Origin of the sequence: Streptomyces sp. NPDC126499, assembly GCF_040302485.1 — a bacterium.
GTDB lineage: Bacteria > Actinomycetota > Actinomycetes > Streptomycetales > Streptomycetaceae > Streptomyces.
The window spans coordinates 122,454-144,812 of record NZ_JBEOUO010000011.1; the positions used below are offsets into that span (position 1 = coordinate 122,454).

Consider the following 22,359-nt stretch of genomic DNA (forward strand, 5'->3'; position numbering starts at 1 on the left):
GCGACGGCGGGGTCATCCCTTGACGGCGCCGGTGAGCATGCCCTTCTTGAAGTGCTTCTGGACGAAGGGGGAGACCACCGCGACCGGGAGCAGGGCGAGCACCATGACCGCCATCTGCACGGCGAGCCCGGAGAGCGGTCCGGCCTTGACGGCCTGGCCGAGGCCGACCGGGATCTCCTGCTTCTGCACGAGCTGGATGAGCACGTTCTGCAGCGGCATCATGTTCTGGTCGCTGAGGTAGAGGGAGGCGTTGAACCAGGCGCTCCAGTAGCCGACGGCGTAGAAGAGCGTGATGACGGCGATGACCGGGCGGGACAGCGGGATGACGATCCTCCAGAGGATGCGCAGGTCGCCGGCGCCGTCGATGCGGGCGCTGTCGATGAGCTCCGGCGGGATGCCCATGAAGAAGCCGCGCAGGACCAGGATGTTGAAGACGCTGACGGCGCTCGGCAGGATCAGCGCGAGGTAGGTGTCGGTGAGCCCGAGGGTCTGCACGAGCAGATAGGTGGGGATGAGGCCGGCGCCGAAGAACAGGGTGGCCATCAGGGTCAGCAGGATGGCGCGGTGCCCGACCGATCCGGGCCGGGAGAGCCCGTAGGCGCACAGCACCGAGACGGCCGTGGAGAAGAGGGTTCCGGTCAGGGTCACCCCGACGCTGACCAGGGCGGCGCGGGTGACCTGGCCGCCGCTCAGCAGCTCCTGGTAGGCGATGAGGGTGAGGTCGCGCGGGACGACGACCAGGCCGCCGGCCTCGGTGATGGTCTTCTTGGAGGAGAGGCTGGTGACCACGACGATCCACAGCGGGAACAGGACGGCGATGCAGGCGAGGGTGAGGACGGTGCCCTTGGCGGCGAGTCCGGCCCGGCTCGGGGGTTCCTCCCAGGCGGGCCGGGGCGGGGCCGCCCACCAGGGGCGGCGGCGGTCCGGCGTGGCGGCGGTCATCTGCGGTACACCCCCTGCTCGCCCATGAGGTGGGCGGCCTTGTTCGCGGCGAGGACGAGGACGAGTCCGACCACTCCCTTGACGAGGCCGGCGGCGGCCGCGTAGCTGAAGTCCTGGCTGCGCAGGCCGGTCCACCACACGAAGGTGTCGAGCACCTCGGCGGCGCCGGGGCCGACGGCGTCGCGCTGGAGCAGCAGCTGTTCGAAGCCGACGGTGAGGGCGTCGCCGACGCGCAGCACGAGCAGCAGCGCGATGACGGGCCGCAGCGCGGGCAGGGTGACGTGCCAGGTGCGGCGCAGGCGGCCGGCGCCGTCCATGGCGGCGGCCTCGTACAGGTCCTGGTCGACGGCGGCGAGGGCCGCGAGGAAGACGATGACGCCCCAGCCGGCGTCCTTCCACACGCCCTCGGCGGTGACGAGGAACTTGAAGATCGCCGGGTCGGTCATGAGGTCGAAGCCCCCGTGGCCGTGCTCGCGCAGGATCTGCGCGATGATGCCGGCGCCGCCGAGGATCTGCTGGAAGACGGTGACGACGAGGACCCAGGAGAAGAAGTGCGGCAGGTAGAGCACGGCCTGGACGGCCGCGCGCAGCCGGGGCCGCAGCACGCTGTTGACGAGCAGGGCGAGCGCGATCGGCACCGGGAAGTAGAGGACGAGCTGGAGCAGGAAGAGGACGAAGGTGTTCTCCACCGCGTGCCAGAACGCGGGGTCGGCGAAGACCCGCTCGAACTGGGCGAGGCCGACCCAGGGCGATTCCAGCATGGCGGTGACGCCGTTGGTGGAGACGTACGGGTCGTAGTCCTGGAAGGCGACGACGTTGCCGAGCAGCGGTACGTAGGTGAAGACCAGGACCAGCAGGAGCGCCGGCAGGGTCATCAGGAGCAGGGTCCGGTCCCGCCTCAGCCGTCTGCGGAGCGGGACGCGGGGGCCCCGCCTGGTTCGGGTCACGGTCAGCCCGCCGCGGGCCCGTGGGTGTCGAGCAGCTTCCGGTACCAGTCGCGCAGCCGGTCGCCGCCCTTGGTCCTCCACTCGGAGACGGCCTGCTGCATGTCCGAGACCTTCCTGCGGCCGCGGACGACGTCCTTCTCCAGCTGCTCGAAGTCGTTCATCAGGCCGGTCCAGCGGGACGGCTCGGCGATGGTCATCCCGTAGAAGGAGGACTTCGAGGTGTGGGCGCCCATGCGCTGCTGCCATTCGACCATCGCCCGGGTGACGTCGGGGAGGTCGGGGTGGGCGATGTAGGGGGCGGGGCCGGCGACGAACAGCCAGGAGCTGTTGACCTCGTTGTTGCCCTGGTCGGTCTTGACGGGCAGGCCGCCGCGGACGGTGTGGTCGACGCCCTCGACGCCGTAGTCGGTGAGCAGCCGCTCCTTCGTGCCGTAGGGGGCGGCGGTGAAGTCGGCCATGGCGAGGATGTCCTCGACGACGGTCTTCGGCAGGCCCTTGCGGACGAAGGCCCAGATGTTGGCCGGGTTGGTGGCCCACAGTCTCGGAGCGCCGCCGGCGTGGCCGGGGATGTCCATGGCCGCGATCGCGAAGGAGGGGTTCTGCGCGGCCTGTTCGGAGGACTTGGCGTACCAGTGGGACAGGTCGTTGTTGTAGATCAGGACCTGTCCGGAGGTGAAGCGGTTGCCGGTGTCGCCCTGGTTCTGGGCGCGCTCGTCGGGGTGGACCAGGCCGGCGTCGTAGAGCTTGCGGGTCCAGGCGAGGGCTTCGAGGTATTCGGGGGTCTCGATGCGGTTGACCAGCCTGCCGTCGACGAGCTGCCAGCCGAGGGACTTCTCGCTGCCGGAGAGGACCCCGAACATGTTGTACGCGGTCCAGGTCATGTCACCGCAGGCCCAGACCTTCGCCCCGGGAGCGGTGATCTCCTTGGCGAGGGCGAGGAACTCCTCTGCGCTCTGCGGCAGTTGCCAGCCCTTCGCGTCGAAGACGTCCTTGCGGTAGAAGGGCGCGATGTTGGTGACGTACGAGGCGGGCATCGGCAGGCCGCGGAGCGCGCCGCCGAAGAGGGAGCGCTGCCAGGCGTCGGTGGGGATGGCCGCGAGGTTGGGATAGGCCTTGACCCGGTCGCCGGAGAGGTAGGGGCCGAGGTCCTCGAACTTGGCCTGGATGGCGCTGGGGATCTTGCCGCCGAGGTTCCAGCCGGGGACGACGACGAGGTCGGGGATGTCGCTGGAGGCGAGGACGGCGCCGAGCTTCTGGTCGTAGACGTTGCCGTCCTGGTTCTGCCAGACGGTCTTGACGCCGATGGCCTCGTTCATGGCCGTGTAGTACGGGTTGTCTCCGGCCGGCGGGGTGCCCCAGAGCGGTGCCATGACCCGGATGGTGCTGCCCTTGCCGCGTTTGGCGGCGACCGAGGTGGCGAGCCGGTCCTTGGGGACGGCGCGGGTGAAGCCGGCCGAGGAGCCGTTCTTCGAGGGGATGTCGGGGGCGACGACCGTGCGGGGGACGTAGGCCGGGAGGATCTTCCGGGCGTCCTTGCCGGTGGTGGTGCCGTCCTTCTTCCCCGGTTCCGCCCCGCCGCAGGCGGTGAGCAGCGGCATGCCCCCGGCGACGGCGGCCGCGGCGACGGCGGTGGAGGCGAGGAAGCCTCTCCGGCTGGTGCGGTCCGGCAGGCCGGGCAGGCCGGGAGTGCCCGGGGCGGCGTTCGGCGTCATTGCGTCAACCCTTCATGGCGCGCCGGGGACACACGGCGGTACGCGGTGACCGCCGGTCGGCTGCGATGTGTGAGGTGGAGCGGGGGACGAGGGAAGCGCGCGGGCCCGGATCCGGCTCGTCGAAGCGCTTCGATGCTGCTGCGAGGCTAAGGGAAGGTTCCGGGCCCGGCAAGGGTCGGGAACCACATTTCCCGCCGCCCGCGGGTGCTCCGGTCCGCGTCAACTCCCCTGTCCTCTTGACGGGATGAGTCCGGCGCCACCAGCATTCGAAGCGCTTCGAAGAACGGCGCAGCCCCGTCCGTCTCGGCCAAGGGATCCGTACGTGACCGCACACGACGACGACCTCGACGCGCTCCTCGCCCGGCTGACCCCGGACGAGCGGATCGCGATGCTCCACCAGTACGCCCCCGCCGTGCCCCGGCTCGGCCTCGCGGCCTTCCGCACCGGCCAGGAGGCCCTGCACGGCGTCGCCTGGATGGGGCCGGCCACCGTCTTCCCGCAGGCCGTCGGCCTCGGCGCCACCTGGAACCCGGAGCTCGTCCGCCGGATCGGCGACGCCGTCGCGCGCGAGGCGCGGGCCATGCGCGCCCGGGACGACCGGGTGGGGCTCAACGTGTGGGCCCCCACCGTCAACCTGCTGCGCCACCCGCTGTGGGGCCGCAACGAGGAGGGGTACGCGGAGGACCCGACGCTGACCTCCGCCATGGCGGTCGCCTACACCCGGGGACTGCGCGGGGACCACCCGGTGTTCTGGCGCACCGCGCCCGTCCTCAAGCACTGGCTCGCCCACAACAACGAGACCGACCGCGCCACGTCCTCCGCCTCCGTCCGGCCGCGGGTGCTGCACGAGTACGACCTGCGGGCCTTCCGCGGTGCCGTGGAGGCCGGTGCGGTCGCCGGGGTGATGCCCGCGTACAACCTGGTCAACGGCCGGCCCAACCACCTCTCGCCGTATCTGCGGGAGCACCTGCGCGCCTGGACGGAGCGCGAGCTGCTGGTGTGCTCCGACGCCGGCGCCCCGACCAACCTGGTCGACCTCCAGCACTACGCCGACGACCACGAGGAGGCCGTCGCCGCCGCGCTGCTCGCCGGAGTGGACTCCTTCACCGACCACGGCACGGACCCCGAGCCGATCGTCACGCGGCTGCGCGGAGCCCTGAAGCGGGGTCTGATCCGCCAGGAGGACGTCGACCGGGCGGTGCGCCGGCAACTGGCCGTACGGGCGGCGCTCGGCGAGTTCACCGCGCGGCCCGAACCGGCGGTGACACAGGGCGCGTTCGACACTCCCGGCCACCGGGCCCTGGCCCAGGAGGCCGCCGAACAGGCCGTCGTCCTGCTCGCCAACCGGCCCTGCCCGGGCGACACCGAGCCGCTGCTCCCGTTCCCCTCCGGCGTCCGGATCGCCGTGGTGGGGCCGCTCGCCGACGAGTGCAAGCTCGACTGGTACAGCGGCGCCCTGCTGCACCGCGCCACCCCGCTGGACGCCCTGCGCGCCCACTACGGGGCCGACCGGGTGCGGCACGCGGACGGCGCCGACCGGATCCGGCTGCGCACCGCGTCCGGCGCCCGGCTGCGGGTGCCCGCGAGCGGCGCACCCGACGAGGTGCGCGGGGCGACGGGCGCCCTCGACCCGGCGCTGCTCACGGGGCGCACCGACCTGCCGCCGCTCACCGCCGACGCGGAGGGCACGGTGTTCGCGCTCACCGACTGGGGCGGTGGCGTGCTGACCCTGCGCGCGCCGGACGGGCGCTTCCTGTCGGTCGCCGACGACGGACTCGTACGGGCCTCGGCCGACCAGCCGGGGGGCTGGGTCGTCCAGGAGACCTTCCGGTTCGAGGCACCCGCGGGCGAGGACGGGCACGGGGCGCACGGGACGCAGGGGGCGCTCGGGGGGCACGGCGGGCACGGCGCGGGACACCTCCTGCGGCACATCGGGACGGGCGGCTACGTCTCTGTCGCCGCCGACGGCGTGAAGGTTGCCGCCGACCGGGAATCCGCCGAGATCCTCACCGTCGAGCTCGTCGAGAGCGGCGCGGAGGCGGTCGCCCGGGCCGCCGCCGGCGCCGACCGGGTCGTGGTCGTGGCCGGAAACGACCCGCACGTCAACGGCCGCGAGACCGAGGACCGCGGCACGCTCGACCTGCCCCCGCAGCAGGACCGGCTGTGGCGCGCTGCGCTGGCCGCCAACCCGCGCACCGCGCTCGTGCTCGTCTCCTCCTACCCGTACGCCGTCCCCGCGGCGGCCCGGGCGCTGCCCGCCCTGCTGTGGACGGCACACGGCGGCCAGGCGGCCGGCACCGCCCTCACCCGGGTCCTCACCGGCGCGGTGTCCCCGGCCGGCCGGCTGCCGCAGACCTGGTACGCGGCCGACGCCGACCTGCCCGGCCTGCTCGACTACGACGTCATCGGCGGCCGACAGACCTATCTGTACTTCGACGGCACCCCGCTGTTCCCCTTCGGGCACGGCCTGTCCTACACCTCGTTCGGCTACGGGGAGCTGACCGCGCGGCTCGACGGGGACGTCGTTCGGGTCTCCTTCCGCGTCACCAACACCGGCGCCGTCGCCTCCGACGAGGTGGCGCAGGTGTACGTGCGCGCCGTCGCCCCGTCCGTGCCGCGCCCCCACCGGGAGCTCGTCGCCCACCGCCGCCTGCCCCTCGCGCCCGGGGCGGCCGAGGAGCTGTCCTTCGACGTGCCGCTGTCCGAACTCGGCTTCTGGGACGTGGTCCACGGCCGGTGGACGGTGGAGTCGGGGCCGTACGAGTTCGCCGTCGGCGCCTCGTCGGCGGACCTGCGCGCCACGGCGCGCGTCGACCTCGGGGGCGGGCGGCCCGGCCCTCGCCCGGTGACGCGACGGCCGCTCGACGCCGTCGCGTACGACGAACAGGACGGCACCGAGATCGTCGACCTGAGCCGGGTGGCCGGGGACTGCGTCACCCCGCTCGCCCCGGCGCGGGACGGGCAACTCCTCTTCCGGAACTGCGCGTTCGGTGACGGGGCGACCGAGGTGGCGATCGACGTGGCGGCCGAGGAGCCGGGGCTCGTGGAGCTCTTCCTGGAGGCGGGCGGGGCCCGCACGCTCCTCGCGGCGATCGAGGTGCCGGCGACGGGCGGCCGGTACGCGTACGACACGCTCACCGCCGCCGTCCTGGCGCGCGGCACGGGCGACCTGCGCGTCAGGCTGCGCGGTGCGGTCCGGCTCGCGCGGGTCGCGTTCTCCGGCTGAGGGGCCCGGAGGGCAGAGGACACCCCCGGGCCCGGCGCCAGGTACGGTGCCGGGCCGTCCTGTCCGCCGCGCACCCGCCGACGAGGGCCGCGGCCGGGTCGGGGAGGATCACCCCATGACCCGTACCAGCAGACGCACCGTCCTCGCCTCCGTGGCCGCCGTGGCCGCGGGCCTGCCCACCCTCAACGCCCTCGTCGGTGACGGGGCGGCGGTCGCGGCGGCGGCCGACACGTACAAGACCAACAGCGACCTGTACACCAAGACCGCCGCCAGGGAGGGCATCGACTGGATGCGCCGCTTCCGTATCGGCGCACCGGTCGCCATGACCGACAACACCAAGGCGTCGAGCCTCGCGGTCACCAGCACCGCGGTCCTCGCCCCGCACGGCGGCGGCATCGAGGCGGGCACGAGCGAGCTGTGCATGGCCATCGCCGGCTACCGGCCCTTCGACGCCGACACCGACCCGTCGGCCGCCGCGCTCACCGGCGAAGCGCAGCGTGACTACTGGATGTTCGAGGCGCTGCAGAACTCCGGTACGCAGCACGTCACGTCGACCAACTGCGACGATCCGGCCGCGCTCGCCGTGTGCGCGAACAACCTCTACGCCGTCTCCCTCCACGGCTTCGCCGAGAACCTGGAGAAGAAGGTGATCATCGGCGGGCGTGACGAGCGGCTCAAGCGCAATCTGCTCGCGGCCTTCACCGATTCCGGCTTCACCACGAGCTGGAACGTGACGGTGGTGATCGCGGGCCCCGACGACCCGCTGAACGGCGACGCCGTGACGAACATCGTCAACCGGACCCGCACCGGCGCCGGCGCCCAGCTGGAACTCTCCACCGCCCTGCGGGCCGCCATGTTCGGCGACTTCTCCGGGGCCGCCGACCGCCGGGCGACCGCCGGTGTGCCGAGCACGGACAGCCCCCACGCGAACCACTACTGGAACGGCTTCGTGCAGAACGTGCGCCGGGCCGTCACCCAGCACGAACTCGGCAGGGATCCGCTCTACAGGGCCTCCTGATCCCTCTCCAGGGCCTTGTCGCCCCCGGCCCCTCCCACCACCCGCAGGCGCGGCGGCCGGACCGTGCCCTCCGTGGTGACCCGTACGCCGTCGTTCCCGCGGGTCACCCGGTAGGTCGCGGCCGGCTCGCCCCGGGTGTCCGGGACGGTGACGGTGACCGTGCTGCCGGGCTCGCCCGGGGTGACGAGAAGGGTGAGGCGGTCCGTCCAGTCGCCGTCCGGGCGGCGGGTGTCCGAGGCCATGGGCAGGGCGGTGCCGGGGCGCACGTACAGCGGGAGGCTGTCGAGGCCGTGGACCTCGCGGCGCCAACCGGGGCCGGTGACGGTCTCCCCGGGGGTGTCCCCGACGGCGTCCACGGTGAGCAGCCGGGTCCACTCCCCCGCCGGCAGATAGACCTCGACCTCGCCGTCGGCGGTGAACACCGGCGCGACGAGCAGGTCGGGGCCGAGCATGTACTGCCGGTCGAGGGTCCGGCAGGCGGGGTCGTCGGGGAATTCGAGCAGCATCGGACGCAGCACGGGCACGCCCGTGGTGTGGGCCTCGACGGCGGCGGCGTAGAGGTAGGGCATCAGGCGGTGCTTCAGCTCGGTGAAGCGGCGGGCCACCTCCACGGCTTCCTCGCCGAAGGCCCAGGGCACCCGGTAGGAGTCGCTGCCGTGCAGCCGGCTGTGGGAGGAGAGCAGTCCGAAGGCGAGCCACCGGGTGAAGACGGCCGGGTCGGGGGTGCCCTCGAAGCCGCCGATGTCGTGGCTCCAGAAGCCGAAGCCGCTGAGGGCCAGTGACAGGCCGCCGCGCAGCGATTCGGCCATGGCCTCGAAGGAGGACCAGCAGTCGCCGCCCCAGTGGACCGGGAAGCGCTGACCGCCGGCGGTGGCGCTGCGGGCGAAGAGCACCGCCTCGCCCGAGCCGCGTTCCTTCTCCAGGAGTTCGAAGACGGTCCGGTTGTAGAGGTGGGTGTAGTAGTTGTGCATCCGTTCCGGGTCGGAGCCGTCGTGCCAGACGACGTCGGTCGGCACGCGCTCGCCGAAGTCGGTCTTGAAGCAGTCGACGCCCTGGTCGAGCAGGGGCCGCAGCCGGTCCTGGAACCAGCCGCGGGCGGCCGGGTTGGTGAAGTCGACCAGGGCCATGCCGGGCTGCCACAGGTCCCACTGCCAGATGTCGCCGTTCGGGCGCCTGACGAGGTAGCCGCCGGCCACGCCCTCGGCGAAGAGGGCGGACTTCTGGGCGATGTACGGGTTGATCCACATGCTGATCCGCAGTCCGCGCGCCTTGAGGCGGGCCAGCATCCCGGCCGGGTCGGGGAAGGTGTCAGGGTCCCAGCGGAAGTCGGACCACTGGTGGGCGCGCATCCAGAAGCAGTCGAAGTGGAAGACGGAGAGCGGGATGCCGCGCTCGGCCATGCCGTCGACGAAACCGGTGACGGTCTCCTCGTCGTACGGGGTGGTGAAGGAGGTGCTCAGCCAGAGGCCGAAGGACCAGGCGGGCGGGAGCGCGGGGCGGCCGGTGAGGGCGGTGTAGCGGGTGAGGACGTCCTTGGGGGTGGGCCCTGCGACGACGTAGTAGGTCAGGGTCTGGTCCTCGACGCTGAACTGGACCTGGCCGACGGACTCGGACCCGACCTCGAAGGAGACCTTGCCGGGGTGGTCGACGAAGACGCCGTAGCCGCGTGAGGAGAGGTAGAACGGGACGTTCTTGTAGGCCTGTTCGCTGCTGGTGCCGCCGTCGGCCTGCCAGATGTCGACGGTCTGGCCGTTCTTGGTGAACGGGGTGAAGCGCTCGCCCAGGCCGTAGACCAGCTCGCCGACGCCGAGGGCGAGTTGGGCGGCCATGTGGTGGGCGCCGTCGGGGGTGGTGACGAAGGCGGTGCCCTTCGGCCCCGCGCCGGTGAGCGGACGCCCGTCGCCGTCGAGGAACTCCAGCGCCCAGGGCGCGGCGCGGTCCAGGCGCAGGGTGAGCGGTCCGCTGGTGAGCGTGGTGACGGTGCCGTCGCGGCGTACGCGCGCGCCCGACGGGGTGCCGGCGCGCAGCTCGAACGCGGGGCCGCGGGCGGCCCGTCCGGCGTGGTGGGTCAGGCGCACGCCGATGACGCCGGAGGCAGGGGAGAAACAGTCGACCGTGATCAGGGCCGAGTTGAGGGTGTCGCCACGGGTGCGGACGCGCGTGACGGAGGCGTACGCGGTGAACCGGTCCGCGCCCGTGTCCAGGTCCTGGACCTCGGTGGCGTAGGAGGCGTGGACGCCTTCCCGCATCAGCCAGAAGCCGTCGGTGAACTTCATGTGGTGGTCCTTATCGAGGCGTGAAGCCGCCGTGCGCGGTGGCCCGGCGGCCTGAGGTGTCCGTGGCCGTCACGGTGTACGCGTCCAGGCCGGCGGCCCGCGCGCCCTCGGCGTGGTCGTACTGGGCGGCGAAGACGTGCCGGCCGGCCGGGGCGGTGCGGCCCGCCCGGAGGGTCCAGCGGTAGACGAGGGCGCCGTCCGCCTCCCGTACGGTGACGGTGAAGTCCTCGGGCGGCAGGGTGCGCCAGTGGCCGGTGGAGGCGACGCCGCCGGTCTGGGCGACGCGCAGTTCGACGGTGAGCGCGGCCAGCGGCGCGGGGGTGGTGAGGGTGAGGTCGCTCTGGGCCCAGTAGCGGTTGCTGCCGGGGTCGATGACACCGGTGGCGGCGATCCGCAGGGGCGTCGGGGCGGGCGGGGCGGCGGTGGCGGTACGGGCGGTAGGGCCGGGGGCGGCGGTGTCTCCGGTGGCGGGTGGGGTTCCGGTGGCTCCGGTGGCGCGGGGGGTGGCCGCGGCGGAAGGGGTGCTGGTGGCGGGTGCGGGTCCGGGGGCGGGTGTGCTTCCCGTGGCGGCGGGCACGGCCGGGCCGGCTTGTCGCTCGGGGCCCGGCAGCAGCGACACCACCACGGCCCCGGCGGCCACGACGGCGGCGACGGCGAGGGCCGCGCCGGCCGCCCTGAGCCAGGGCGCGGGCCGGGGCCGGTCGGCGGTGCGTGCCGTCGGGCAGGCCGCGAGGCCCCGCTCGACCCGGGCGAGCATGCGGGCACGGTCGGGCACGTGGGCGGCGGCGGCCTCCCGAAGCTCGGCGCGGAGCAGGTCCTCGGGACCCCCGGTCATGTCGTGGTCCCTCTCGGGCCGGTCCATCAGGCCCTCCTTCCGGCCAGTTCCGAGGTGGCACGTGGCCCCAGGAGTCGCTGGAGCTCGGCCATGCCCTTGGAGGTCTGGCTCTTGACCGTGCCGACGGAGATGCCGAGGGCCTCGGCCGTGTCACGTTCCGAGAGGTCGAAGGCGTGGCGCAGGACGACGCAGGCGCGCTTGCGGAAGGGCAGGGCGCGCAGGGCGGTGCGTACGTCGAGGACGGCGGGCACGTCGGGGTCGTCGACGTGCTCGGCGCGCCGGTCCCAGAAGAGCGCGATCCGGCGCCGTTCGCGGACGGCGCCGCGGATGCGGCTGCGGACGAGGTGGGCGACGACGCCCCGGGCGTAAGCGAGGGGCCGGTCGGCGCCGCGCACCCGGTCCCAGCGGTGCCACAGGGCGAGCATGGCGTCGGCGGCGAGGTCGTCGGCGGCCTCGGGCTCACCGCTCAGCAGGTGGGCGAAGCGGGCGAGTTCGGCGTAGTGGCGCTCGAAGAAGGCGCGGAACTCGGCCTCGTCGGTGCCGCTCACCGCGCCGGCGCGGCGGTGGGCGCCGGGCCCGTGCTGCCGCGGTCGTCGACCTCGGGGGCGAGCAGGACGGTGCCGGGCGGCTCCTGCGCGCGGAGGTGGGCGAAGAGCCGTTCGACGGCGCGGCGGCCCATCTCCTGGGCGGGGACGCCGATGGAGGTGAGCGGTACGGAGGCCTGGGCGGCGGCCTGCCCCGCGCAGACGGCGAAGACGGAGACGTCCTCGGGGACGGCGCGGCCGTCGCGGCGGAGCACGGTGAGCAGGGGTTCGATGGCGGCCTCGTTCTGGACGACGAGGGCGGTGGTGGCAGGGCGTTCCTCGAAGACGCGGGTGACGGTGGCGGCGACGGCGGCGTGGCCGCCGTCGGTGGGCCGGTGGAGCAGGCCGACGGTGTGCTCGGCGGCGGCCGTGCGCAGGCCGCGCAGGGTGCGTTCGGCGTAGCCGGTGCCGCGGGCGTAGACGGCGGGCGGTTCGCCGAGGACCGCGATCTGTCGGTGTCCGAGTGTGGCGAGGTGGTCCACGCACAGGGCTCCGGCGGCCTCGAAGTCGAGGTCGACGCAGCTGAGTCCGGAGGTGTCGGCGGGCAGTCCGATGAGGACGGCGGGGCGTTCGGCGGCCTTGAGGTAGGGCAGGCGGGGGTCGTCGAGTTCGACGTCGGTCACGATGATGGCGTCGGCGAGGGCGCTGCCCTCGACGCGGCGGATCGCCTCGGGGCCCTCCTCCCCGGTGAGCAGGAGGACGTCGTAGCCGTGGGCGCGGGCCGTGGTGGTGACGGCCATCGCGATCTCCATGAGGACCGGCACGTAGATGTCGGTGCGCAGCGGCATCATCAGGGCGAGGATGTTGGTCCGGCTGCTGGCGAGGGCGCGGGCGCCGGCGTGCGGGCGGTAGCCGAGCTGTTCGATGCTGCGCTGGATGCGTTCGCGGGTGGCCGCGGAGATGGACCGCTTGCCGCTCAGCACGTAGCTGACGGTGCTGGCCGAGACTCCGGCGTGGCGGGCGACGTCCGCGAGGGTGACCATGCTCTTCTCCGCCCCGTATCTCCGCGAGATCCCGTCAGGTCGTCGAGTCGCGCTTCGCGTTGCTTCGCACCGGTCTGCGGGGAGATGCGGTGGTGAAGCGCTTCGACAGTGTGCGTGGCGCCGACCTTACCGCTCCGAGCGGAAGACGGGAAGACGGAGCTCGGCGTCGGACGACGGCCGACCGTACGGGCCGCGCCGGCCCGGCCGGGTCGCGCGCCGGGCGGACCGCGCGCCGGGCGGACCGCGCGCCGGGCGGACCGCGCGCCGGCCGGGTCGCGCGCCCGGGGATCACGAGCAGCCGCCGCGGGCACGGCACAGGGCCGGGCGGGCCCCTTCGGGGGTCCGCCCGGCCGTGTCGCACGCGGCTCCGCTTCTCTTCGCGGGGCGGCGGTTATTCGAGCAGCTCCGCGTACGAGCCCATGGCCAGGGCGATGTCCGCCTGGGCCCAGAACCGGTGATAGGTGAAGACGGGGGCCGCGCCGCCCGCCAGGTAGGCCTCGATCTTCGGCCAGGCCGGGTCGTCCTCGTAGAAGGAACGGATCGAGGCGAAGGTGGACGAGGAGTTCACGGTGTCGCCGTTGGGCATGGTGCCGGTCCAGCCGCCGGGGACGTAGACCGGGTCGTCGAAGCGGTTGTAGTCGGCGCGGGTCTCCGGGACCGCGATGCCCAGCGGGTCCTGGTGGTGGGTCCACATGCCGTCGAGCAGGGCCTTGGCGACCCGCTTGGCCTCCGCGTGGCCGGACCTGGCCGCGTAGTAGGTGAGGGTCTTGGCGTAGGCGGCGGCCACGCCGACGTCGTCGGTGTAGTCGGCGACGGTGACGTGCAGGCCCTTGTTGGCGCCGGGGTTCGCCGCGTTCCAGGTGTCGGGCGCGCCGGACCACTGGAGGGTGGAGGGGATGCGGTAGGTGCCGTCGGGGTTGATCGTGGTCTTCGACAGCGCCCAGGCGACCCACTTGTCGAGCACGGTCCTGGCGGCGGTGTCACCGGTCTGCTGGTAGTACTCGGCGACGCGCTCCATGGACCAGGCCTGGAAGCCGAACCACTGGTTGGACGGCGGGTCGTGGTAGACCGGCTTCTCGTCGTAGTACATGCCGTAGAAGGTCGGCGTGCCGGCCGGCGGGGCGGCGTAGCGGCCCTGCCAGCTGTTGGTGGCGCCGCCCGCGATGGCCCCGTCGTCGGACTGGAGCCAGCGGTAGAACTCCAGTTGCCGCTTGAGGCTGGTGCTCCAGTCCGCGGCGCCGGTGGGGGACTTGGGCTTCAGCGGGGCGTAGGAGCTGAGCGCGTAGGCGGCCAGCGGGTTCTGGTAGCCGCCGTGCGCGTGGCTGGAGCCGATCCGCCAGGCCCAGCCGGCCGAGGTGTCGGTGGCGCCGCCCCAGGCGTAGTACCAGGACATCAGGTAGTGGGAGCTGTTCTTGCCGGTGCCGGCCGGGCAGGTGGTCGGTCCGACGCAGTCGCCCACCTTCTTGAAGTACTTGTCGAACATGGCGTAGCGCAGGTAGTCGCCCATCTTGGCGGCCTTGCCGACGGTCGCGGCGACCTGCGCGCCCTTGCCCTGCTGCTTGGCCCAGACGTCGGCCCAGTAGGCGGCCTGGACGGCGCGGGCGTCGGCGTCGGGGGCGTTGGTGAACTTCCACTGCCTGGCGTAGGAGCCGTCGCCGGTGAACAGGTCGAGGTAGCCGTTCCTGCCGCCGTAGGAGAAGTTGTCGCAGGTCGGGTGGGTGACGGTCTCCCAGACCGATTCCTGCGGGCCGCGCTGGAAGGTGTTGATGTACGACGGTCCGGTCGCGGCCGGTCCGGCGGAGCACTTCCCCGGCTCGTTGCCGAAGCCGTAGACGTTGTCGACGTCCTGGATCCAGTGCATGCCGTAGATGTCGTCGGTGCCGTACGCGCTCTTCAGCTCGGCGGCGAGCGGGTCGGAGCCGGAGGTCACCGACGGTTCCAGCTTCGCCGGGTACTGGGACGGCAGGTCCCACTCGGGCGCGTAGGTGGCGGGCTTGCCGGGGGCGTAGAAGGAGTTGGTGGGCTGGTCGGCGCGGGTGGGGATCATGTACTTCTCGAGGGTGTCCCACGCGCCGTTGAACTTCGACCAGTCGCCGGTGATCTTCCCGTACATCGCCTGCAGCCAGACGAGGTAGCTGTACGCCTCCGAGGTCGTCTCGTGGCCGTGGTCGGGGGCCTCGACGATCAGGGTCTCGACGGAGTGGTAGGGGATGCCCTCGGGCGAGAAGTAGCCGTTGGCCGGGTTGGTGATCTTGCCGTAGAGGTCGAGGAAGCGGGCGTCGTACGTGGAGTTCGCGGCCAGCTGGGCGACGGTGACCTCGGCCTTGGCGTGGCCGGGGGCGGTCGCGGTGAAGACGGCCGTGCCGGTGCCGGTGGCGGCGGCGCTGACGGTCACCTTCTGGGCGGTGTTCCAGTTCGCCGGGGTGAAGGTGAGGGTGGCCGGGCTCGCGGTGAGGCCGGTGACGCCCGAGGTGCGGGCGACGCCGACCGTGACGTCCGCCGTGGGCCGGGTCGAGAGCTTCAGCTCGAAGGTGCCGGTGCCGCCCTGGCGTACGGAGAGCTGGGCGGGGGTGGCGACGAGCGCGGGCCCGGCGGCGACGGTGATGCCGACGGGGGCGGACTCGCCGCCGGCGCCGAGGGAGTCGTACGCCTTGGCGTAGAGCGAGTGGGCGCCGGCGGGAAGGGAGGTGACGCCGAGCGTGTAGGGGGCGGTGGTGTCGGTGCCGAGCAGGGTCGTGTCGCTGTAGAACTCGACCTTCTCGATTGCGGCGCCGTCGGCGGCAGCCGCGGTGGCGGCGAGCGGGACCGGGTCGCCCTCGGTGTAGACGGCGCCGGGCGCGGGGCTGGTGAGGACGGTGACGGGTGCCTGGTGGGCGCCGGTGCAGGGGGTGCCGTTGACGGAGAAGGAGCTCGGCGCCGCGTTCGTGCCGGTGTAGGTGAACTGGGCGCCGGTGGTGACGGCGGCGCCCGCGGCGACGGTGCGGTTCCAGGAGGCGGCGGTGACGGTGACGGTCCTGCCTGACTGGCTCCAGGTGCCGTTCCAGCCGTTGCTCAGCTTCTGGTCGCCGGCGTAGGCGTAGCTGAGGGTCCAGCCGTCGAGCGGGGTGGTGGCGCGGTTGGTGAGGGTGAGCTCGGCGGTGAAGCCGGAGCCCCAGTCGTTGGTCCGGTAGTCGACGCTGCACTGGACGGCGGCGGCCTGGGCGGGTGGTCCGGCGGCGAGCAGCCCGGCGGGCAGGGCGAGTACGGCGGCGAGAGCGGCCAGGGACCCGCGTGCTCTGCGCGGTCGCGATCGTGGCGGCATGGGGGTGGTTCTCCTCGCGGCTCGGGAGACGGGGTGGTGCGTGGGGGGGGGCACGGTCAAGCTCTGAACCAGTGGGAGCGCTCCCACTGTGCAGACCTGACGAGACCCCGTCAAGACGCGCGAAGAGTCGAAGGCATTCGCCCGCCAATTTGGGCAACTCCTCTTTTCCTTGGCGTCGGTTGCCGCTACGGTCTGCCCGACCAGTGGGAGCGAATCCATCCAGTCGGCACGCCGCCGTAGGGCGTGCCCTCGCTGTGAGGACTCGCTCATGCGACATCCCCCACGCCTGACGGCGCTGCTCGCGGGAGCGGCGCTCACGATGGCGAACACCGCTCTCGTCGTCACCGGTACGGCCCGAGGAGCCGCGGCCGCACCTCTCTGCACGGTGGAGTACTCGGTCACGAACCAGTGGTCCGGGGGCTTCCAGGGTGCCGTCACCGTCACCAACGGCAGCACGGCGCTGAACGGTTGGAGCCTCGGCTTCGACTTCCCGGCCGGCCAGGTGGTCAGCCAGGGCTGGGGCGGCAGATGGTCCCAGTCGGCGAAGACCGTGACCGTCGTCAACGAGAGCTGGAACGGCCGGCTCGACACGGGCGCGAAGGTGACGGCCGGCTTCATCGCCTCCTGGACGGGGAGCAATCCGGCCCCGGCCGCGTTCACACTCGACGGCACCCCGTGCGACACCGCCGGACCGGCCCCGACACCCACGCCCACCACCTCGACGCCCACGCCGACCCCCACCCCGACGAACCCGACCCCCACGCCCACCACCCCGCCCCCCACCACTCCCCCGGCCCCGGCCACCGGCGCGCCCGAACTGCGCGTGTCCGGCAACAGGTTCGTCGACCAGAACGGCGCCACCCGCCGTCTGCTGGGCGTCAACCGCTCCGGCGGCGAGTTCATGTGCGTCCAGGGGCACGGCATCTGGGACGGTCCGGTCGACGACGCCTCCGTCCGGGCGATCGCCGGCTGGAAGGCCAACACGGTCCGCATCCCGCTCAACGAGGAGTGCTGGCTCGGCCTGGACCACATCAAGCCCGAGTACCGGGGCGCGCACTACGTGAACGCGGTCAGGGACCTGGTGAACCGGGTCCTCGCGCACGGCATGACCCCGGTGCTCGAGCTGCACTGGACGCACGGCCTGTACACCGGGAACTCCTCGGGCTGCGGCGACGTGCACGCGACCTGCCAGAAGCCCATGCCGAACGCCCGCTACACCCCGGCCTTCTGGACCTCGGTCGCCGACACCTTCAAGCACGACACCCGTGTCGTCCTCGACCTGTTCAACGAGCCCTATCCGGACCGGGCGACCTCCACCGCGGCCCAGGCGTGGTCCTGCTGGCGCGACGGTGGCAGCTGCCCCGGCATCGGCTACGAGGTCGCCGGCATGCAGGACCTGCTGGACGCGGTCCGCGCGACCGGGGCGAAGAACCTCGTCCTCGTCCCCGGCATCGCGTACTCCAACGACCTGAGCCAGTGGCTCCGGTACCGCCCCACGGACCCGGCGGGCAATCTGGCCGCCGCCTGGCACGTCTACAACTTCAACACCTGCTCCACCGAGACGTGCTGGAACGACACCCTCGCCCCGGTAGCCGCCCAGGTGCCCCTGCTGGCGGGCGAGATCGGTGAGAACACCTGCGGACACGCGTTCGTCGACCGCGTCATGAAGTGGTTCGACGACCGCGGCCTGTCGTACCTGGGCTGGACCTGGAACACGTGGAACTGCGCCTCCGGTCCCGCGCTGATCAGTTCGTACGACGGCACCCCCACCGCATTCGGCATCGGGCTGCGCGACCACCTGCGCGCCCTCACCCCCTGAAAGGAACCCCCACCCCATGAGCCGCACGAAGAGCCGCACCGCCCTGCTGGCGGCGCTCGGCCTGATCGCCGCCACCGGCGCCACGGCCACCGCGCTCGGCACCGCCACCGCGGGCGCCGCCGCGGCGGGCTGCAAGGTCGACTACCAGATCGCCAACCAGTGGAACACCGGCTTCACCGCCAACGTCACCGTCACCAACCTGGGCGACCCGGTCAACGCCTGGACGCTGGGCTGGTCCTACGCCGGCGACCAGAGGGTCGGACAGGGCTGGAACGCCACCCTCGCCCAGTCCGGCGCCGCCGTGACCGCGCGGAACCTCTCCTACAACGGGACGCTCGCGACCGGAGGTTCCGCCTCCTTCGGTTTCAACGCCACCTACAGCGGCACCAACGCCGTCCCCGCGAGCTTCACCCTCAACGGCGTGACCTGCACGGGCTCGGTGCCGCCCACCACGCCACCGACGACCCCGCCGACCACTCCCCCGACGACGCCGCCCACCACCCCGCCGCCGGCCGGCACCAAGGCCGACAACCCCTACGCCGGCGCCAAGGTGTACGTGAACCCCGAGTGGTCCGCGAAGGCCGCGGCCGAACCGGGCGGCACCAAGGTGTCGAACCAGCCCACCGGCGTCTGGCTGGACCGGATCGCCGCCATCAACGGCGTCAACGGCGGCATGGGCCTGCGCGCCCACCTCGACGAGGCCCTGAAGCAGAAGGGCACCGGCGAGCTCGTCGTCCAGCTGGTCATCTACAACCTGCCCGGACGCGACTGCTCCGCGCTGGCCTCCAACGGCGAGCTCGGCCCGACGGAGATCGACAAGTACAAGACCCAGTACATCGACCCGATCGCGGCGATCCTCTCCGACCCGAAGTACGCGGGCCTGCGGATCGTCACCACCGTCGAGATCGACTCGCTGCCCAACCTCGTCACCAACGTCAGCGGCCGCCCGACCGCGACCGCGAACTGCGACGTGATGAAGGCCAACGGCAACTACGTCAAGGGCGTCGGATACGCGCTGAACAAGCTCGGCTCGATCGCCAACGTCTACAACTACGTGGACGCCGGCCACCACGGCTGGCTCGGCTGGGACGACAACTTCGGCGCCTCCGCCGAGATGTTCAGGACCGCCGCGACCGCCGAGGGCTCCACGCTCGGCCACGTCCACGGCTTCATCGTCAACACCGCCAACTACAGCGCCCTGAAGGAGGACCACTTCTCGATCGGCGACTCCGTGAACGGGGTCTCGGTGCGCCAGTCGAAGTGGGTCGACTGGAACCGCTACACCGACGAGCTGTCGTACGCCCAGGCCATGCGCGACAAGCTGGTCTCGCTCGGCTTCTCGCCGAATCTCGGCATGCTGATCGACACCTCCCGCAACGGCTGGGGCGGCGCCAACCGGCCCACCGGACCGGGCGCGACGACCAACGTCGACACCTACGTCAACGGCGGCCGCTACGACCGGCGCATCCACCTCGGCAACTGGTGCAACCAGGCCGGCGCGGGCCTCGGCGAACGGCCCCGGGCGAACCCGGCCGCGGGCATCGACGCGTACGTCTGGATGAAGCCGCCGGGCGAGTCCGACGGCGCGAGCAAGGAGATCCCGAACGACGAGGGCAAGGGCTTCGACCGCATGTGCGACCCGACGTACACGGGCAACCCCCGCAACGGCAACAGCATGTCCGGCGCCCTGCCGGACGCGCCGCTGTCCGGCAAGTGGTTCTCGGCCCAGTTCCAGGAGCTCCTGAAGAACGCCCACCCGGCGCTCTGAGCCCCGACTGAGCCTGTCCACCCCTGCGGGCCGGCGCCTCCGGGCGCCGGCCCGCTCGCGTGGTGCGGCGCGGGCGTACGGTCGAGCCATGACGCAGTAAGCAGCGGCGCTGTGAGCCCGTCGGGAGGGCTACGCTGCCGCCATGGCGCAGATCAGGTTGCACGACGACGACACGAAGGTGCTCGGCGTCCGGGTCGAGCCGTGGGGCGAGGGGGCCGCGGCCCGGGTCGGCGGCTGACCGTCCGGCTCAGGACGACTCCCGCACCACCAGCTCCGTCGGCAGCACCTGCCGTGGCCGCTCCCCGGCCGCCTCGGACGGCTCCGCCAGTTCCCGGAGCAGCATCCGGGTCATGGCGCGGCCCATCTCCTCGATGGGCTGGCGGACGCTGGTGAGCGGCGGGTCCATCAGGCGGGCGACGGCCGAGTCGTCGACGCCGACGAGGGCGACGTCCTCGGGGACGCGGCGGCCCGACTCGCGCAGGACGCCGCGGGCACCGGCGGCCATGACGTCGGAGGCGGCGAAGACGGCGTCCAGGTCCGGGGCGCGCGCGATCAGCTCGCGCATCGCGCGGCGGCCGCCCTCCTCGGTGAAGTCGCCGGTGGCGACGAGGAGTTCGTCGGGTTCGAGGCCGGCCGCCGCGATGCCCTCGCGGTAGCCGTCGAGGCGGGCCCGGGCCACGTACATGTCGAGGGGGCCGGTGATGGTCGCGATCCTGCGGCGGCCCCGGCCGGCGAGGTGGGCGACGGCGGCGCGCCCGGCGCCCTGGTTGTCGGAGTCGACGTAGGCGGCGGACTCGTCGGCGGTGCGCCGGCCGTTCAGGACGAGGGGCAGTCCGAGTTCGCGGACCAGGTCGGGGAGCGGGTCGTCGGCGTGGACGGAGGCGAGCAGCACGCCGTCCACGCGCTGGGCGGCGAGGTACTGCTCGAAGCGCTGCCGCTCCCGCTCGGTGCGGACCAGGGTGAGCAGCAGCTGCTTGTCGGCCTCGCCGAGTTCGGCGCTGACCCCGCGGATGATGTCGAGGAAGTAGGGCTCCGCGAAGAGACGGGCCTCGGTCTCCGGGATGACGAGGGCGATGGCGTCGGTGCGGCTCCCGGCGAGCGCGCGGGCCGCCTGGTTGGGCACGTAGCCGAGCTCCTCGATGGCCCGGTGGACGGCCTCGCGGGCCTGTGCGCTCACCCGGGGGGAGCCGTTGATGACCCGGGACACGGTACCCCGGCCGACTCCGGCCCGGGCCGCGACCTCTTCCAGCGTGGGCCTGCCACTGTGCCGTCCGTTCACGCCTCTCGTACTCCCCTCGTGCGGCCTGGCGCCCCGTGCCATGCGGCGATCAGGTCAAGATAGGCCACTGTCCGACCCCCCGAACAAGCGGTGCCTTCGACCACCGAAGCATGGGAGCGCTCCCACACTACTCGAATCCGGGCACGAGTCCCACCGCGCCTCCGCGTGCAACGAATCCGTGTTCATGTCTTGACACCCCCACCCGCGAGGCAGCAACCTTCCGGCAACGACGACGTGGGAGCGCTCCCATCAGCACCACCTTTTGGACGAGGAGAGTGGAATGCGCACTTCCAGCAGCAGACGGGGCCCCGGCCGCACCCGCCGCACCGCCTTCGCGGCGGTGGCGGCCCTGACGGCCGGCGCCGCCCTGCTCACCGGGTGCGGCGGCGACACAGGGGACGCCGCCGAGGACGGGAAGATCACGCTGCGGGTCGGGACCTTCGGTTCCTTCGGCTACGACAACAAGACCGGCGCCAAGCTCTACGCCGAGTACGAGAAGACCCACCCCAACATCAAGATCGTCGAGTCGAACGTCGCCGACGGCCAGAAGTACTGGGACACCCTGAAGCTGCGCCTCTCCCGCAACAGCGGCCTGGCCGACATCCAGGCCATCGAGGTCGGCTACATCGCCGAGGCGACCGGCTCGGCGATGGCCGACAAGTGGGTCGACCTGTCCAAGACGGGCGGCGCCGACCTGGGCGCCTTCCTCGACTGGAAGGTCAAGCAGGCCACCACCGCCGACGGCAAGGTGATCGCCCTCGGCACGGACATCGGCCCCATGGCCATCTGCTACAACAAGGAGCTCTTCGCCAAGGCCAAGCTGCCCACCGACCGCACCGAGGTCGGCCGGCTCTGGTCGGGCGACTGGGGCAGGTTCCTGGAGGCCGGGAAGACGTACCGGAAGAACGCGCCCGCCGGGACCTTCTTCCACGACTCCGCGAGCGGCCTCTTCAACGCCGTCGTCAACAGCGCCCCCGAGCAGTACGCCGACGCGAGCGGCGAACTCGCCTGGGAGACCAGCCCCGGGGTGAAGAAGGCCTGGGACACCGCCGTCGCGGCCGCGCAGGGCGGCCTCACCGCCAAGCTGCGCCAGTTCGACGAGAAGGGGACCTGGAACGCCGCCTTCAAGAACTCGAAGTTCGCCACCGTCGCCTGCCCCAGCTGGATGACCGGCATCATCAAGGACCAGGCGGGCGCCGCCAACCAGGGCAAGTGGGACATCGCCGCGCCGCCGGTCGCCGGCAACTGGGGCGGCTCCTTCCTCGCCGTGCCGAAGTCCGGCAAGCACGCCAAGGAGGCCGCCGAGCTGGCCGCCTGGCTGACCGCCCCGGAGCAGCACGCCAAGGTGTTCGCGGTCAACGGCAACATCCCGTCCACCAAGGACACCCTCTCCTCGGACGCGGTGGTGGGCGCCAAGCTGCCGTACTTCGGCGACACCCCGGTCGGACAGATCTACGCCGCCGCGGCGGCCCAGATCAAGCCCGCGCCGATCAGCCTCTGGGACGGCCAGGTGAAGACCTTCCTCACCGACAACGGCATCCTCGACATCGAGCAGCGCGGCACCGACCCGGCGAAGGCCTGGGAGAACGTCAGGAAGCTGGTCGACGACAAGATCGACCAGTAGCGGGAGGCGGTGCGGGCCTCCCTCCACGCGGCGGGCCCGCACCGC

14 protein-coding genes are annotated in these 22,359 nt (G+C 72.6%); 5 read left to right on the forward strand and 9 right to left on the reverse strand.

Annotated features, from left to right (window positions below; all coding sequences use genetic code 11):
* Window positions 1-12: 12 nt before the first annotated feature.
* Genes ABTZ91_RS18640 through ABTZ91_RS18650 form a run of 3 tightly spaced genes read right to left on the reverse strand, consistent with a single transcriptional unit; the run spans window position 13 to window position 3,601 of the window.
* Entirely contained in the window at window positions 13-942 is a 930-nt protein-coding gene (locus tag ABTZ91_RS18640; protein WP_352078250.1) for a carbohydrate ABC transporter permease, read from the reverse strand.
* A complete protein-coding gene (locus ABTZ91_RS18645; protein WP_352078251.1) occupies window positions 939-1,970 on the reverse strand; it encodes an ABC transporter permease subunit in 1,032 nt (343 codons plus the stop codon). The genes ABTZ91_RS18640 and ABTZ91_RS18645 overlap by 4 nt, the downstream gene beginning before the upstream one ends.
* On the reverse strand, window positions 1,892-3,601 hold the full coding sequence (locus tag ABTZ91_RS18650; RefSeq protein WP_352078252.1) for an extracellular solute-binding protein: 1,710 nt from the start codon (window positions 3,599-3,601) through the stop codon (window positions 1,892-1,894). Before ABTZ91_RS18650 ends, ABTZ91_RS18645 begins: the two co-directional genes overlap by 79 nt.
* Window positions 3,602-3,845: 244 nt before the next feature.
* On the opposite strand from ABTZ91_RS18650, the gene ABTZ91_RS18655 reads away from it, so the two are divergent.
* Both ABTZ91_RS18655 and ABTZ91_RS18660 read left to right on the forward strand, forming a co-directional pair.
* Complete coding sequence (locus ABTZ91_RS18655) at window positions 3,846-6,827, forward strand: glycoside hydrolase family 3 C-terminal domain-containing protein (protein ID WP_352078253.1); 2,982 nt, start codon at window positions 3,846-3,848, stop codon at window positions 6,825-6,827.
* 115 nt (window positions 6,828-6,942) lie between these two features.
* Window positions 6,943-7,845, forward strand: a complete 903-nt coding sequence (locus ABTZ91_RS18660) for a poly-gamma-glutamate hydrolase family protein (protein WP_352078254.1) — start codon at window positions 6,943-6,945, stop codon at window positions 7,843-7,845.
* Here the strand turns inward: ABTZ91_RS18660 and yicI are convergent.
* The 5 genes from yicI to ABTZ91_RS18685 form a co-directional block, all read right to left on the reverse strand.
* A complete protein-coding gene (gene yicI / locus ABTZ91_RS18665) occupies window positions 7,830-10,121 on the reverse strand; it encodes an alpha-xylosidase (protein WP_352078255.1) in 2,292 nt (763 codons plus the stop codon). The genes ABTZ91_RS18660 and yicI overlap by 16 nt on opposite strands.
* 10 nt (window positions 10,122-10,131) lie before the next feature.
* Entirely contained in the window at window positions 10,132-10,983 is an 852-nt protein-coding gene (locus ABTZ91_RS18670) for a hypothetical protein (RefSeq protein ID WP_352078256.1), read from the reverse strand.
* Window positions 10,983-11,504: a SigE family RNA polymerase sigma factor gene (locus ABTZ91_RS18675; protein WP_352078257.1), complete on the reverse strand. Its 522-nt coding sequence runs from the start codon at window positions 11,502-11,504 to the stop codon at window positions 10,983-10,985. Before ABTZ91_RS18675 ends, ABTZ91_RS18670 begins: the two co-directional genes overlap by 1 nt.
* Window positions 11,501-12,523 (reverse strand): LacI family DNA-binding transcriptional regulator, encoded by a 1,023-nt coding sequence (locus ABTZ91_RS18680; RefSeq protein WP_352078258.1) that lies wholly within the window; start codon window positions 12,521-12,523, stop codon window positions 11,501-11,503. The genes ABTZ91_RS18675 and ABTZ91_RS18680 overlap by 4 nt, the downstream gene beginning before the upstream one ends.
* 391 nt (window positions 12,524-12,914) lie before the next feature.
* On the reverse strand, window positions 12,915-15,824 hold the full coding sequence (locus ABTZ91_RS18685) for a glycoside hydrolase family 48 protein (RefSeq protein WP_352078259.1): 2,910 nt from the start codon (window positions 15,822-15,824) through the stop codon (window positions 12,915-12,917).
* Between the two features lie 268 nt (window positions 15,825-16,092).
* On the opposite strand from ABTZ91_RS18685, the gene ABTZ91_RS18690 reads away from it, so the two are divergent.
* Entirely contained in the window at window positions 16,093-17,643 is a 1,551-nt protein-coding gene (locus ABTZ91_RS18690) for a cellulase family glycosylhydrolase (RefSeq protein WP_352078260.1), read from the forward strand.
* A 16-nt stretch (window positions 17,644-17,659) separates the two neighbouring features.
* Window positions 17,660-19,411 (forward strand): glycoside hydrolase family 6 protein, encoded by a 1,752-nt coding sequence (locus tag ABTZ91_RS18695; RefSeq protein WP_352078261.1) that lies wholly within the window; start codon window positions 17,660-17,662, stop codon window positions 19,409-19,411.
* Window positions 19,412-19,658: 247 nt separating this feature from the next.
* On the opposite strand, the gene ABTZ91_RS18700 is transcribed toward ABTZ91_RS18695, so the two are convergent.
* Complete coding sequence (locus tag ABTZ91_RS18700; protein ID WP_352078262.1) at window positions 19,659-20,690, reverse strand: LacI family DNA-binding transcriptional regulator; 1,032 nt, start codon at window positions 20,688-20,690, stop codon at window positions 19,659-19,661.
* A 280-nt stretch (window positions 20,691-20,970) separates the two neighbouring features.
* Here ABTZ91_RS18700 and ABTZ91_RS18705 point away from each other — a divergent pair, with 280 nt between their 5' ends.
* Complete coding sequence (locus ABTZ91_RS18705; protein WP_352078263.1) at window positions 20,971-22,314, forward strand: ABC transporter substrate-binding protein; 1,344 nt, start codon at window positions 20,971-20,973, stop codon at window positions 22,312-22,314.
* The last annotated feature ends 45 nt before the right edge of the window (window positions 22,315-22,359 follow it).

Excerpts from the sequence above, each read along its gene's own strand:
- ABTZ91_RS18695 (WP_352078261.1), top strand. The coding sequence starts at position 17,660 with ATGAGCCGCACGAAGAGCCGCACCGCCCTGCTGGCGGCGCTCGGCCTG.
- ABTZ91_RS18655 (WP_352078253.1), top strand. The coding sequence starts at position 3,846 with ATGAGTCCGGCGCCACCAGCATTCGAAGCGCTTCGAAGAACGGCGCAG.
- ABTZ91_RS18650 (WP_352078252.1), bottom strand. The coding sequence starts at position 3,601 with ATGACGCCGAACGCCGCCCCGGGCACTCCCGGCCTGCCCGGCCTGCCG.
- ABTZ91_RS18685 (WP_352078259.1), bottom strand. The coding sequence starts at position 15,824 with ATGCCGCCACGATCGCGACCGCGCAGAGCACGCGGGTCCCTGGCCGCT.
- ABTZ91_RS18660 (WP_352078254.1), top strand. The coding sequence starts at position 6,943 with ATGACCCGTACCAGCAGACGCACCGTCCTCGCCTCCGTGGCCGCCGTG.
- ABTZ91_RS18670 (WP_352078256.1), bottom strand. The coding sequence starts at position 10,983 with ATGGACCGGCCCGAGAGGGACCACGACATGACCGGGGGTCCCGAGGAC.
- ABTZ91_RS18640 (WP_352078250.1), bottom strand. The coding sequence starts at position 942 with ATGACCGCCGCCACGCCGGACCGCCGCCGCCCCTGGTGGGCGGCCCCG.
- yicI (WP_352078255.1), bottom strand. The coding sequence starts at position 10,121 with ATGAAGTTCACCGACGGCTTCTGGCTGATGCGGGAAGGCGTCCACGCC.
- ABTZ91_RS18690 (WP_352078260.1), top strand. The coding sequence starts at position 16,093 with ATGCGACATCCCCCACGCCTGACGGCGCTGCTCGCGGGAGCGGCGCTC.
- ABTZ91_RS18680 (WP_352078258.1), bottom strand. The coding sequence starts at position 12,523 with ATGGTCACCCTCGCGGACGTCGCCCGCCACGCCGGAGTCTCGGCCAGC.
- ABTZ91_RS18705 (WP_352078263.1), top strand. The coding sequence starts at position 20,971 with ATGCGCACTTCCAGCAGCAGACGGGGCCCCGGCCGCACCCGCCGCACC.